A 13,588-nucleotide genomic window follows, 5' to 3' on the forward strand; every position below is an offset into this window, starting at 1 on the left:
CTTATTTGGCGGCGCTGGCCGGCGCCGCGGCCGCAGCCGCGGCAGGCACGTTGCGTACCAGATCGCCGTCATTCAAAAAGCCCGCGCCGCTGACCACGACCAGCGAATCGGCCGTCAAGCCCTTGGTCACTTCGATGCGGTCGCCCAGGCGCCGTCCCGCCTGCACCTTGAGCTGGCTGACGCGCCCGTCCTGGTTCAGGCGGAATACATAGCTGAAGCCATCGCGCACCACCACGGCCTGCTGCGGCACGGTCATGGCGTCCGAGGTGCCCAGCTCGAACTGGCCGCTGGCGAACATGCCGGCCTTGAATGGCGCGTTGGCGCTGGTGGTCGCCGTAGCCGAAGGCAGGTCCACATACACCAGCGCGGAGCGGGTCTGCGGATCGATGGTCGGCGCGATCATGCGCACCTTTCCGGTCAGCTCGCTGCCGTTGGCCGCCTTGACCACGGCGCTGGTGCCGGGCTTGATGCGCGCCAGTTCGGCCGCCGTGACTTCGGCGCGCCATTCCAGGCGGCCCTGGCGGATCATGCGGAACAGTTCCGTGCCCACGCCCACCACCGAGCCGACGGTGGCCGCGCGCGCCGAGATCACGCCGTCGTCGGGCGCGACCACCTGCGTGTATTTCAGGCGCAGCTGCTGCGACGACAGGGCCGCCCTGGCCGAGGCGATGCGGGCCTTGGCGGTCTGCTCGGCCGTCTTGTACTGGCTGATCTGCTGGGCCGACAGCGCGCCCGAGGTTTCCAGCGTGCGCGCCCGGGCCGCATTGGCCACCGCTTCGGCGGCATTCGCCTCCGCTTCAAGCAAGCCGGCGCGCGCCTGCGCCACATCGGCGTTGACGGTATCGGCCGAGAACACGGCCAGTACCTGGCCCTTCCTGACCACGTCGCCGACGTTGACTTTCACGTCGGTCAGGCGCAGGCCGCCGGACTCGCTGCCGATCACCGCTTCCTGCCAGGCGGCGACGTTGCCGTTGGCGCCCAGCTTGATGGCCAGCGTGGCGGCCGACGGTTTGGTGGTGGTCACCGTCAGCGCCGGTTTCGGCGCCGCGTCCTTCTTGTCGTCGGCTGCCACCGAATTGGACGAGACGGCCAAGAGGCTGCCGGTTGCCAGCACCAGGCTGCCGATCACCAGCGCGGCGGCGGGTTTCAGTTTCAGGTTTTTCAAAGTGTAGGAGGTATGGTTTTTCATGGTGTTCTATCCGTAGTCGTGTCGGGGCGGTCAGTTCGAGGCAGCGGTCCAGCCGCCGCCGGCGGCGCGGTACAACGCGACCGAGGCGGCGCTGCGTTCGCGCTCCAGGGTCACCACCGCGTTTTCGGCGGCCAGGCGGGTGCGGCGCGCGTCTTCCAGTTCGAGCAGGCTGCCCAGCCCATTCTTGTAGCGGTCTTCGGCGGCGCGGAAGGCTGCGCGGTAACCGTCGAGCGCCACTTGCGCGTCGCCGCTGCGGTCGGCCGCACTGTTCAGGTTCACCAGCGCCTGCTCGACTTCACTGACGGCGCGCCGCGCGCTGGCGCGGTACGACACCACGGCCGCTTCGTAGCGTGCCTTGGCCGCGTCCACGTTGGCGCTGCGCCTGCCGCCATCGAAGATCGGCAGCGTCAGCGCCAGCGGGCCGATGGTCCAGGTGTCGAGCTGGGTGTTCTCGCCGCCGCTGCGAAAATTCGCCGCGCCGATCGAGCCTCTCAGCGCCAGGCGCGGATAGCGCTGCGCCTGCGCGCTGCCGACGTCGAAGCTGGCCGCCGCCACTTCGCGTTCGGCGGTGAACACGTCTGGGCGCTGGGCCAGCACCTGCGCCGGCAGGGCCGCGATGCCCAACGGCGGCGGCGTGACCGGCGTGCTGGCCAGCAGGCGCGCGCGCAGGTCCGCCTCGTCGATCGCCGTCAAGGCCACCAGGGTCTTGATATCGATATCGCACAAGGCGCGCTGCAAGGTGGCGCGGCTCTTGCCTTCGGCCGCGCTGGCGCGTGCCAGGGCCGCCGTGGCGGGTGCCTGGAAGCCGGCATCGGCCGACAGGCCGGTCAGGCGCGCGGTGTCTTCGCGCGAGGCGGCGTCGAGCCGGGCCACCGCCAGCAACTGCTCGCACGCGCGCAGGCTGTAATACTGGTTGGCCACTTCGGCCGCCACCGCCACGCGCGCGTCATGCCAGCTGGCGCGCGCGCCGGCCAGGCGTTCCTCGCTCGCGTTGCGGGTGGCGCGCCCGCCGCCGAACAGGTCGATCTCCCAGGTGCTTTCCAGGCCCGCCTGGCTGGTGGTGCCGCCGGGCAGGGTGCTTTGCTGGTTGGCGCGGCTCACGCTCACGCTCGCGTCCAGCGATGGCGCCAGCGCGGCGCCGGCCGCGACGCGGTCGGCGCGCGACTGGGCGATGCGCGAACGTGCCGTCGCCACATTCGGGCTGGCCGTCTGCGCCGCCTCGACCAGCTGCACCAACAGACCATCGCCCTGCTGGCGCCACCAGCTCGAAAGATCGGTCAGGCTGCCGTTGTGCGGCAGCGGCGCCTGCCATTGCGGCGCCACCGGCGCCTCGGTCTTGCCTGGCGGCGCCAGCGCGCACGCTCCCAGCGTCAGCGGCAGCAGCGCCGCACTCAGTACATGGACTATCTTCATGCTTTCTTCTTTCGTGGCTTTGTAATCGGTTGTACGGCGCCGGCCTTGCGGCGCGCCAGTTCGGCGTTGACCATCGCCTCGCCGTAGTCGACCAGGCGCGCCATCCAGGCATCGATGGCGGCGTCGTTCTCCAGCAGGTGGGGGTTGATGCGGTCGATCACGTCGCGCGTGACCATCAGTTGCACCGCCAGGCCGACCAGCGAGAAGGCCAGGCGCAGCACGTCGTCGTCCGGCGCGGGCATGCCCAGATGGCGGCCCAGCACCATGACCAGCGCCGCGTGGGCCGGCTTGATGCCGTTGTCGATTTCCTCGTCCCATATGCCGGTCGGTTCGAGCATTTCGCGAAACCACAGCCGCATCGACAGGCGCGCCAGGTCGCCGCGTTTCAGGTCGGCCATCATGACGCCGTAGAAGCTCGCCAGCGTTTCGCGCAAGGTGGCGTCGGGCGAGGTAAACAGGTCGGTGTTATGGTCGCAGCTGGGCGACGGCTCGGTGAAGGCGGCGCGGTACAGGCCCGCCTTGTCGCCGAAGTAGTAACTGATCGAGGCGATGTTGGTGCCGGCGGCCAGAGCAATCTCGCGCGTCGAGGTTTTGGCGAAACCCTGTTCGGCGAACAGGCGGATTGCCGTCAGCAGCAGCCGCTCGCGCGACTGGGCGCCGTCCGAGCGCGTGCGGCGCGCATCGTCGGCCGGTAAAGTCGGTGTTTTTTCCATCCCGCGATTTAATCACGAAAATCAAACGATTGATATAACTAAAGCGCTCGTTTTAACTAAACGCCCGCAACTTTACATTCGGGTTACATTGTGGACCATCTTGCATGTAAATTAACGGGAACTTTTCGCCGGTTCGGGTGCAATACCTGTAAGGCGGGGATGTTCCCGGCCATTTTTCGATCGGCCCGCCCATGAAACCGACTTTGCTCGCCCTGTTCGCCGCCGCCACGCTGGTGACGGCGCGCGCCGAGCCGCCGCCTGTGCCGCTCCCTGCGGCACAGGCGGCCGCGCATGTGCTTAACCGGATCGCTTTCGGGCCCGCGCCGGGCGACCTTGAACGCGTGACCCGCAGCGGCGTGCGCGCCTATATCGACAGCCAGCTCGAACCGGCGGCGATGGCCATGCCGGCCGCGCTGGCCGAGCGCCTGGCCGCCCTGCAAACGCCCAACCGCAGCGCCGGCCAGACCCTTGGCGAATTCGAGGAAGCGCGCCGCAATGCGCGCGACGAGGCGCCCGCCGCGCTGGCACAGCGGCGCGCGCGGGTGGCCCGCATCGCCCGCGAAACGGCCGAAGCGCGCCTGCTGCGCGCCATCCAGAGCCCGCGCCAGCTGGAAGAAGTGATGGTCGAGTTCTGGTTCAACCACTTCAACGTGGCCGCGTCCAAGGGCAGCGTGCAGGCGCTGGTTGCCAGCTACGAACGCGATGCGATCCGGCCCTACGTGTTCGGCTCCTTCCGCCAGCTGCTCGGCGCCACCGCCAGGCATCCGGCCATGCTGTACTACCTCGACAACTACCTGTCGGCCGCTCCCGCACCGGCGGGTGCCAGGGCGAGTGGAAAGGGCAGGCCGCGCGGCCTGAACGAAAACTACGCGCGCGAACTGATGGAGCTGCACACGCTCGGCGTCGACGGCGGCTACACCCAGCGCGACGTGACGGAACTGGCGCGCATGCTCACCGGCTGGACCTACGACCAGCGCGCCCTGATCGGCGAGGACCAGCTCTTCCGCTTCGATCCGCGCCGCCACGACCAGGGCGCCAAGACCTGGCTCGGACGCGCGGTGCCGGCGCAGGGCCAGGCCGAAGGCGAGATGGCGCTCGACGTGCTGGCCGTCCATCCGGCCACGGCGCGCCACCTGAGCTACAAGCTGGCCCAGTACTTCGTGCACGACGAGCCGCCGCCGGCGCTGGTCGAGCGCATGGCACGCAGCTGGCAGGCCAACGACGGCGACATCCGCGCCGTGCTGCGCGTGCTGTTCGCCAGCGATGAATTCATGGCGCCGGCCAGCGTCGGCGCCAAGTTCAAGACCCCGTATCAATATGTGGTGTCGGCGGCGCGCGCCAGTGCCGCGCCGCTGGGCGACATCGGGCCGCTGCTCGGGACCATGAGCCAGCTCGGCATGCCGCTGTACGGCTGCCAGACCCCGGATGGCTACAAGAATACCGAGGCGGCCTGGATGAATCCCCATGCGCTGACCCGGCGCATTGTGTTCGCCACGGCGCTCGGCGCGGGACGCCTGCCGCTGCGGGCGGGTGTGCAGCCGGTGCCGCTGCAGGCGGCCAGCTCGGTGACGCCGGCGCCGCTCGATCCGCAGCAGCTCGAGTCGACGCTCGGCGCGGCCGTGTCGGCACGCACCCGGGACATGGTCGCGGCCAGTCCCATCGCGCTGCGGGCGGCGATGCTGCTCGGCGGCCCCGATTTCATGCAGCGCTAAGCGAAGGAGCATCCATGCAACGCAGAGACTTCTTATCCTCGATGGCGCTGGGCGCCAGCCTGCTGGTGCCGGTCGGGCGCAGCGCCTGGGCCGCCAGCGGCGAAAGCGCCACGCGCCAGAAACTGATCGTCTTGATGCTGCGCGGCGCTGTCGATGGCCTGAACGTGGTGGCGCCGGTGGGCGACCCGAATTACCGGCGCCTGCGCCCGACCATCGGCCTCGAATTGCCGGGGGCGGAAGGCGGCGCGCTCGACCTGGACGGCTACTTCGGCCTGCATCCCGCGCTCGCGCCGCTGCTGCCGCTGTGGCAGCAAAAGCAGCTCGCGTTCGTGCACGCCAGCGGTTCGCCCGACGCCAGCCGCTCGCACTTCGACGCGCAGATCTATATGGAGAACGCCACGCCGGGGCGCAAAAGCACGCCGGACGGCTGGATGAACCGGCTGGTGGCGGCGCTGCCGGGGGCGTCGACGGCGAGCCGCGCGATGAGCATCGGCCCGCTCATGCCGCGCATCCTGAGCGGGGCGGCGCCGGCCATCAACCTGCCCAATGGCGCCGGCGGAACCCGTGCCGATGTCCTTGACCGCCCGGCGGTGGGCGCCGTGTTCGACCAGCTCTATGGCGGCCATGCGCGGTTCGGGCGGGCCTACGGCGAGGGCAGGGCCGCGCACAAGGAAGTCATGCAGGCGGCGATGAGCCAGGAGATGCAGGCCGCCGACAACGGGGCGCCGCTGCCCAATGGCTTTCCCGACGATGCGGCGCGCCTGGCGGGCCTGATGCGCGGCGACCCGCGCATGCAGGTCGCGTTCATCGCGCTAGGTGGTTGGGACACGCATGCCAACCAGGGCGCCGCGACCGGCCAGCTGGCCAACCGGCTTGCGCCGCTGGGACTGGGGCTGGCCACGCTGGCGCAGCGTCTCGGCCCGATGTTCGCGCACACGACCATCATCGTGATGTCGGAATTTGGCCGCACCGCGCGCCAGAACGGCAACGCCGGCACCGACCATGGGCATGGCAACGCGATGTGGCTGCTGGGCGGGAAGGTCGCCGGCGGCAAGGTCTACGGCGACTGGCAGGGCGTGGGCGACGATGCGCTCAACGAAGGACGTGACCTGCCGGTGACGACCGATTTTCGCTCGGTGCTGGCGCAAGTGGCGGAAAAACACCTGGGTTTACCCGACAGGCAACTGGCGCGCTTGTTCCCGGACATGCCGCGCAAAGCGCCGGGGTTTCAATTAATTCAGACATAAGCAGAATATTTGTATCCATTGGGCAACACAGTAGAAATACCGTATTGCAGTGCACCATAAATAAGAATATAGTGGATTTGTCTCCTCCAGTTTTCTCCGAAGATTGGATTGCCGCCCGCACCGTCAAGGTAGCGGGCGTTTTTTTTGGGGTCGGACCCCGGTGTTGCTTGTCTGGGGCCCGACCCCGGCTTGCACGTGTTAGCGTTTTTCGCGCAGGGCGAGGGTGAAGGTGCTGCCGGTGCCGTAGTCGCTGGTGAAATAGAGGTTGCCGCCGAGGAGATTGGCCAGGTTCTGGCACAGGTACAGGCCCAGTCCCGCGCCCTCGGCATGCCGGGTCGAGGTCGAATCGAGCTGCGAAAATGCCTGGAACAGCTTGGACTGGTCCTCCGGCTTGATGCCCGCCCCGCTGTCGGTCACGCTGAACTCCGTGAGCAACTGGCTCGCATCGAGCCGTTGCGAAAGCGCTACTTTCACCGTTCCCTGGTCCGTAAACTTGATCGCATTATTAACCAGGTTGATAATGATCTGGGTCAGCGCGCGCCGGTCCGAATCGATCACGATCACCTCGCCCGGCAACTCCACCGACAGCGCCAGCCCCTTTTGCGCCGCCAGCGGCCGCAGGGTGTCGGCCGTATGGTTCAGCAGGTCCTGGCACTGCACCCGCTCCAGCGCCAGGGTCACCTTGCCGGCCTCGATCTTGGCGACATCGAGAATGTCGTTGATCAGCGAGAGCAGATGGCGCGCGCTCGAACGGATGGTGTTGAGCTGCTTGTCCTGGTCGGGCGTGAGCGGCCCCGGAAGCTTCATCAGCAGCGCCCCGGTAAAGCCGATGATGGCGTTGAGCGGCGTGCGCAGCTCGTGCGACATATTGGCGATGAAGGCCGACTTCATGCGGCTCGCCTCGGCCAGCTCCAGATTCTTGAGCGCGATCTCGCGGTTGATGGTTTCCAGCTCGGCCGCGTGGTGGGCGAGGCGCATATTGAGTTCGATCACCTGGCGCTCGCGCGCCTGCAGCTCGCTGTTGACCTGCACCGCCTGTTCGTAGGTCGAAATGAGCAGGTCCAGAATTTGCTGGCGCCCGGCGTTGATGAAGTGCTTCTGGTTGCCGAGGTAGAGCGCGATGCCCGCTTCCACCTCTTGCGGCGGCCCTTCGCGCAGGCGCAGGTTGAGCAGCATGTGGCTGATCCTGCTGAGCAGGTAATCCTCGGCATAGGGCTTGCGCACGAAATTGTCGGCGCCGCACTCGATGCCGCGGATGATGTCCTTGGGGTCGTTCAGCGCCGTCACCAGGATGACCGGTATCTCGCGCAGGGCCGGGTCGGACTTGATGGTTCGGCATAACTCGTAGCCGTCCATCTCGGGCATGATGATGTCCGACAGGACCAGATCGGGCTTTTGCTCGCGGATCAGGGCAAGGGCGAGCTGGCCGTTGAGCGCCACGCGTACCCGGTACGCCTTGGACTGGATCAGGCGTCGCAGGCGCTCGGCCTGGGTCGGGCTGTCTTCGACGATCAGTATCTCGAATTCTTCTGGCTGGATTTGGTACGTCGAGTCCACAACATGGCTCCTTGCACGGCGGCTGCGTTCACACGACTATATCGGATTTGTCGCGCCACATGGTAAATTTACAGCCTCGATCATGTCACTGTTTTTTACTCCGTGTCGCCCTGGAAGCCTCCCGTGCGCCAGGTCAGCACCAGGGTGTCGCGGTGGCCGTTCTCGCCGTCGGGCTGGATCGGGGTCGATTCGTGAATGACGGTGGCGTCGTCGAGCAGGATCAGGGTCCACGGTTCGAGCATGGTGAAGCGCTTGCCGTCCGGGCCCGCGGCCTCGAAAATGCGCGTTTCGCCACCTTTGATATGGCTGCGCCCGACCAGCAGCACGGCGACGAAATCGACGCCGTCGCGGTGCGCGCCTTCCGGGGTAGGGCGGCCGATGCCTTCGAGCGTATCGATGCGGAACTGATGCGCTTCCACGTACCAGGGATGGCCCGCACGCACGCGCGAGCAGGCGTCGCCCAGTGCGCGCAGCAGCTTGCCCCACGCGGGCAGCGCCACCGTGGCCGGGTCGACCGGCTCGAACAGGCGGTGCATGCCGCCGTGCAGCGCGTTGTATTCGACCGGCTGCCAGTGCGCGCGGTGCGCGGTCTGGGCCAGCGTGGCGCCATCCTGGATGAAGCAGGAGTGGCGCCGGCGCCGGTAATTGCCGCCGTCCTTGAGGTAGTTGTCGGGCGCGAGCTGGTCCCAGCTGGAGACCAGGGTGTTGAGTTCATCGAGGCTGCAGCCGGCCAGGGTGGCCACGTCGGCGGGGCGCAGCAGGGCGTAGCCGCTGCCGCGCAGCGCGCTGGTGAGCTGGGCGATATCGGTAAAAGGTGGCGCGTGTGTTGTCATCCCGATAGCGTAGCATTTTTTGCCGCAGGCCGTCAGGGGCGGCCCCTCACCACTTCTTCACGAGGGTCAGCCGCAGCGAGCGCGATTCGGCGGGGTGGAAGTGCACGTCCTGGCGCGCTTCGCTTTCGTTTTGCAGGCGCGATTCATAATAATAGGCGATGGCCGCATTGCGCCGGTTGGTCAGGTTGAAGCCTTCGATCTCGAGCAGCACGCCGCCCGCAAAGCGGTAGCCGATGCGGCCATTCATCGTGGTGCTGCCCGGCGCGCGCACGCTGTTGTCTTCGATGAGCGGGCGCGCGCCCACGTAGCGCAGGCGCAGCGCGCCGGACCAGGGGCCACGCTCGGCCGTCAGCGCGAACTGGCCCACGCCCTCGACCGCGCCGGCGATGCGGTCCCCGCCCGTGGCCACGCCGCGCGCGCGGGCCTTGGCGAACGCCAGGTCGAGGTCGAGCGAGAGCCATTTGAACGGCTTGTAGTAGTTCGACAGCTCGATGCCGGTGCGGCGGCTTGCGGGGCCGGCTTCGGTGTTGCCGGCGTCGCCGACGAACACCAGTTCCGAGTCGATGTCGAGACGGTACAGCGACAGTGCGCTTTGCAGTTTGGGCAGCAGTTCGCTGCGTACGCCTGCCTCCAGCCCACGCGTGCGCGCCAGGCCCGGCGCCGGGGCGGCCCGGTCCACCGTGCCGCGCGCATCGTTACTGTGAAAGCCATTGCCGGCATTGAGATACCACTCGGTTTGCGCCCATGGTCCGAAGATCAGGTTCAGCGATGGACTGAGCTGGCGGTCGCGCGAGCGCGCGGAGCCGAGGGCGTCGCGCGCGGAAAAGCGGTAGGTGTCGGCGCGCACGCCGGCCACGCTGCGCAGCTTGTCGCTCCAGCGCACCTGGTGTTCGGCGAACAGGCCAAGACTCGATTCCACCACATGGTCTTCGCGCGTCGTCGAGAGGCGCTCGCGCCGGCGCGTGTTGTACAAGCCGTTGAAGATGTTGTCGTTCTGGAGCTGCAGGCCGATGGTCAGGTCGGCATTGATCCCGGTGCCGTGGCCATGCCAGGTGTGGGTGGCGTCGACGCCGCTGGTCACGCGCCGGTCCGGCTGGCTGAACTGGTCGCCGTTGACCGGATCGTTGAGGAAGTAGGTGAAGTTCGAGTACAGGTCGAGCTGATTGCGGATGACGTAGGCATTGACCTTCGACGCTTCGGCGGCTCCGGTGCGGCGCCACACGCCGGACACGCTGTAGCGGCGCGCCTGGCCGCCGTCGCTGTCGTCGATGGCGTCGAAGCGGCCCAGCGTGCCGTTATCGACGGCGCGCTGGGCAATCTGGTCGGTCGCGTTCCAGCCGGCGCGGTACGCCATGGCGCTGATGCTGAAACCGTTGTTGGCGTAGCCCTGGCTGTAGCGCAGCACGGCGTTGACCTTGCGGTAGTTGTCCGGACGGGCGAACGGGCCGTCGTTATGCAGCACTTCCAGCGCGTACAGCAGGTTGCCGGCGAGCGCGTCGGGCGAGCCGGCCAGCAGCGTGCGGGCAAAGCCGTTCTGGCCGATGCTGGCGCTGGCGGTCGATTGCGCCAGCCGGTTGGCGTAGGTGATGGCCGCGGCGCCGGCCGAGGCAAAGTCGCCGTCGCGCGCCGAGTATGGGCCTTTGCGGTAGTCCAGGCGCGCCGCCAGTTCGGGAATCAGGAAATTGAGGTCGGTCCAGCCCTGGCCATGGGCGTGGCTGCGCTGGTTGACCGGCATGTCGTCGACGGTCGTGCGCAGGTCGGTGCCGTGATCGAGGTTGAAACCGCGCAGGAAGAACTGGTTGGCCTTGCCCTCGCCGCTGTGCTGGGTGGCGACCAGCCCGGGCGCCGCTTCGAGCAGCTCGCCCGGGCGGTACACGGTGCGCATTTCCAGCTGCTTCTGATTGACGCTGCCCGCATTGGCCGAATCGGCGATGCCCAGCTGGCTGGCGCGCGAGCCGTCGATTAAAACACGCTGCAACACCAGGTCGTCGGCGCGCGCCGGCAGGTGGCACAGCATCAGCGACAAGGCGAGAGGGGTGAGGCGACAGGTGTGGTGCATGAGTCAGGGAAGCAGCTGTTCTGTTTTGCTGCGATCAAAGATGAGGGTGCCGATTTTGCCGCCATGATTGACGTTGACGGTGTTGACCTGATCGGGCAAAAAGTCGGACAGGACTTCATCGTGCACGCGCACGGCGCTGGCCAGCGGCGTCTTTTCAATTTCCTGATAGATGACCACGCTCTCCACATTGGCGGTCACGCCGACCCAGCGCAGCGGCAGGCGCGATTTATCGGCGCCCAGCAGGTAGAACTGCTTGTCGACGTACTTGCGCAGCACCGCTTCGTCCTGGGGGTCGGAGAGGTCGAACTGGCGCTGGTACAGATTGGCCAGCAGCGCCTCGATATCGTGCGCCATGTAGGTGTGCACCACTTCAATGCTGCCGGTGCCCGGATTGAACGAGATGTCGGTGATCCCCGCGTGGAAGCGGTGCGCCTGCGCACCCAGGCAGGCGCAGGCCAGCAGCGCGCCGAGCACCAGGCGCCGCATCATTGGGCCGCCTTTTTATCCTTGGCGTCCTTGCGTTTCAGCGGTGTGTTGAAGTCCTTCATCAGGTCATCCTTGGTGCGGTCGGTCTTGAACAGCTCCAGGCGCGATGGCGTGATCTTGCGCGGCCAGGCGTTGTTGCTCACGTCCGTGTCGGCGGTTTCCCAGTACGGATCCTGGGTCAGGCCCACCATCGGTTCGTCGGTGACGATCAGCTTCGTGATTTTCTTCGACGAGTAGCGCCACACTTCGGCCGGAATGCGCTCGATGTATTTTTTGCCGGACTTGAGTTCGATGTCGAGCACCAGCGGCGTCACCAGCCCGCCCAGATTCGAAAAGTCGACCAGGTACAAATGCTTGCCCTGCGCGAGCAGCGCCTTTTCCCAGTCTTCCAGGCCCTCGATGGACTCGCTGTACTTGTTGCGGTCCTTGTTGGTGACGGTGAAGTCGTCATGTTCGTTGTAGAAGTCCTTGAGCTCCGGATGCGCATCGATGCGGCGCGGCGTACCCTTGTCGCGCTGGCTCGTCACCGACACCGGCTCGGCATCTTTCCGCGCCTTTTTCCAGGCTTTCTCGATTTCCGGATTCCTGGTGCTCACGCCGTATTCGGTGATGCCGTCCACGCTCACGTCGACCGCGTCGGTGGTGTAGAACCAGCCGCGCCAGAACCAGTCGAGGTCCGTGCCGGAAGCATCTTCCATGGTGCGGAAAAAGTCGGCCGGGGTAGGGCGCTTGAACTTCCAGCGCTGCGCGTACTCGCGGAAGGCGAAGTCGAACAGCTCGCGCCCGAGCACCGTCTCGCGCAGCACGATCAGCGCGGTGGCCGGCTTGGCGTAGGCGTTGTTGCCGCGCTGGAGAACCGATTCCGAGTTGGTCATCACCGGCACCTGCTTCTTGCTGCGCATGTAGTCGACGATGGCGCGCGGATCGCCGCGCGTGTCGGGGAAGTCTTCTTCCCAGGCGCGTTCGGACAGGTACTCCAGGAAGCTGTTCAGGCCCTCATCCATCCAGGTCCACTGGCGCTCGTCGGAGTTGACGATCATCGGGAAGTAGTTGTGGCCCACTTCGTGAATGATCACGCCGATCAGGCCATACTTGGTGCGCCTGGAGTAGGTCAGTTCACCGGTCTTCTTGTCCTTGACCGGACGCGGACCGTTAAACGATATCATCGGATATTCCATGCCGCCCACCGGGCCGTTGACCGAAATGGCGATCGGATACGGATAATCGAAGGCGTACTTGTTGTACTGCTCGATGGTGTGGACGATGGCCTGGGTCGAATAGCGCTCCCACAGCGGATTGCCTTCCTTGGGATAGTAAGACATCGCCATCACGTCGGTGCCGCCCTTCTTGTAGCCCTGCGCATCCCAGATGAACTTGCGGCTGCTGGCAAAGGCGAAATCGCGCACGTTGTTCGCCTTGTAGTGCCAGGTCTTGCTGGCGCTGCTGCGCGTCTTTTCGGCTGCTTCCGCTTCCTTCTGGGTGACGATGATGACAGGTTTGCCGCTGGTGCGGGCTTGCTTGAGGCGCTCGCGCTGGGCCGCGCTCAGCACCTCGCCCGGATTTTGCAGCTCGCCCGTGCTGGCCACGATATGGTCGGCCGGGACGGTCAGTGCGATGTCGTAGTCGCCGAATTCGAGCGTGAATTCCCCGTCGCCGAGGTACTGCTTGTTCTGCCACCCGGCGGCGTCGTAGTAGGCCGCCATGCGCGGGTACCACTGCGCGACCTCGAACAGGTCGTTCTTGTCTTCCTCGAATTTTTCGTAGCCGGAGCGGCGCCCCAGCACATTCATTTCGGGGATATTGAAATTCCACGCCATCCTGAACGAAAAGCGCGAGCCCGGCTTCATCGGCTGCGGCAGGTCGATCCGCATCATGGTCTTGTTGATCGTGTACTTGAGCGGCTGGCCGCCGGCATCGGTCAGGCCGGTGATATTGAAGCCGCCGTCGAAAGCGCGGCTCTCGACGATGAAGCGCATCGCCTCGAACTTCATGCCGTCCGCCTCGGTCGCCTTGGCCCACGCCTCGCGCGACGGCACGGTAGCGATGGCGCGGTTGTCCGAATCGGCGCGAAACATGTTCTGGTCCAGCTGCACCCACAGGTAGGACAGCGTGTCCGGCGAATTGTTGTGGTACGTGACCGTGCCTGCGCCGTCGATGCGGCGCTTCGCTTCGTCCAGCGTGGCGCGCAGCTTGTAGTCGGCGCGCTGCTGCCAGTAGGCGTGGCCGGGCGCGCCCGACGCGGTGCGCGTGATGCCCGGCGTGGGCAGCAGCTCGTCGAGCTGGCGGAACTTGTCGTCAAAAGGCTGGGCCGCAGCGATCGAACAGGCGAGGCAGGCGGCCAGGGCCAGGGAAAGGTGTTTGATGATCATTGTGCGGTCA

The 13,588-nt window shown here is 66.6% G+C and carries 10 protein-coding genes; 2 read left to right on the forward strand and 8 right to left on the reverse strand.

Translation table 11 applies throughout. From position 1 onward, the window contains the following. Position 1: 1 nt before the first annotated feature. Genes RBA41_RS11500 through RBA41_RS11510 form a run of 3 tightly spaced genes read right to left on the reverse strand, consistent with a single transcriptional unit; the run spans position 2 to position 3,315 of the window. Positions 2–1,189 (reverse strand): efflux RND transporter periplasmic adaptor subunit, encoded by a 1,188-nt coding sequence (locus tag RBA41_RS11500; protein ID WP_374709542.1) that lies wholly within the window; start codon positions 1,187–1,189, stop codon positions 2–4. Between the two features lie 30 nt (positions 1,190–1,219). After that, the gene (locus RBA41_RS11505; protein ID WP_306623901.1) at positions 1,220–2,602 is read right to left on the reverse strand and encodes an efflux transporter outer membrane subunit; all 1,383 of its coding nucleotides are present in this window, start codon (positions 2,600–2,602) and stop codon (positions 1,220–1,222) included. Further along, the gene (locus tag RBA41_RS11510; protein ID WP_306623903.1) at positions 2,599–3,315 is read right to left on the reverse strand and encodes a CerR family C-terminal domain-containing protein; all 717 of its coding nucleotides are present in this window, start codon (positions 3,313–3,315) and stop codon (positions 2,599–2,601) included. The genes RBA41_RS11505 and RBA41_RS11510 overlap by 4 nt, the downstream gene beginning before the upstream one ends. Positions 3,316–3,506: 191 nt before the next feature. On the opposite strand from RBA41_RS11510, the gene RBA41_RS11515 reads away from it, so the two are divergent. Both RBA41_RS11515 and RBA41_RS11520 read left to right on the forward strand, forming a co-directional pair. Continuing rightward, positions 3,507–5,027, forward strand: a complete 1,521-nt coding sequence (locus tag RBA41_RS11515) for a DUF1800 domain-containing protein (RefSeq protein ID WP_306623905.1) — start codon at positions 3,507–3,509, stop codon at positions 5,025–5,027. A gap of 14 nt (positions 5,028–5,041) precedes the next feature. Continuing rightward, positions 5,042–6,274, forward strand: coding sequence for a DUF1501 domain-containing protein (locus RBA41_RS11520; RefSeq protein WP_306623907.1), 1,233 nt, complete (start codon positions 5,042–5,044; stop codon positions 6,272–6,274). Between the two features lie 198 nt (positions 6,275–6,472). On the opposite strand, the gene RBA41_RS11525 is transcribed toward RBA41_RS11520, so the two are convergent. The 5 genes from RBA41_RS11525 to RBA41_RS11545 form a co-directional block, all read right to left on the reverse strand. Then, entirely contained in the window at positions 6,473–7,831 is a 1,359-nt protein-coding gene (locus tag RBA41_RS11525; protein ID WP_306623909.1) for a hybrid sensor histidine kinase/response regulator, read from the reverse strand. A gap of 95 nt (positions 7,832–7,926) precedes the next feature. Continuing rightward, entirely contained in the window at positions 7,927–8,664 is a 738-nt protein-coding gene (locus RBA41_RS11530) for a 2OG-Fe dioxygenase family protein (RefSeq protein ID WP_306623911.1), read from the reverse strand. A gap of 46 nt (positions 8,665–8,710) precedes the next feature. Next, entirely contained in the window at positions 8,711–10,723 is a 2,013-nt protein-coding gene (locus RBA41_RS11535) for a TonB-dependent receptor (RefSeq protein ID WP_306623913.1), read from the reverse strand. 3 nt (positions 10,724–10,726) lie between these two features. Next, positions 10,727–11,212 (reverse strand): DUF6702 family protein, encoded by a 486-nt coding sequence (locus RBA41_RS11540; RefSeq protein WP_306623915.1) that lies wholly within the window; start codon positions 11,210–11,212, stop codon positions 10,727–10,729. After that, positions 11,209–13,578, reverse strand: a complete 2,370-nt coding sequence (locus RBA41_RS11545; protein WP_306623917.1) for a M1 family metallopeptidase — start codon at positions 13,576–13,578, stop codon at positions 11,209–11,211. Before RBA41_RS11545 ends, RBA41_RS11540 begins: the two co-directional genes overlap by 4 nt. Positions 13,579–13,588 lie beyond the last annotated feature (10 nt).

It is taken from the genome of Massilia scottii (assembly GCF_030846495.1).
In the GTDB taxonomy this organism is placed as follows: domain Bacteria; phylum Pseudomonadota; class Gammaproteobacteria; order Burkholderiales; family Burkholderiaceae_D; genus Telluria_A; species Telluria_A violaceinigra.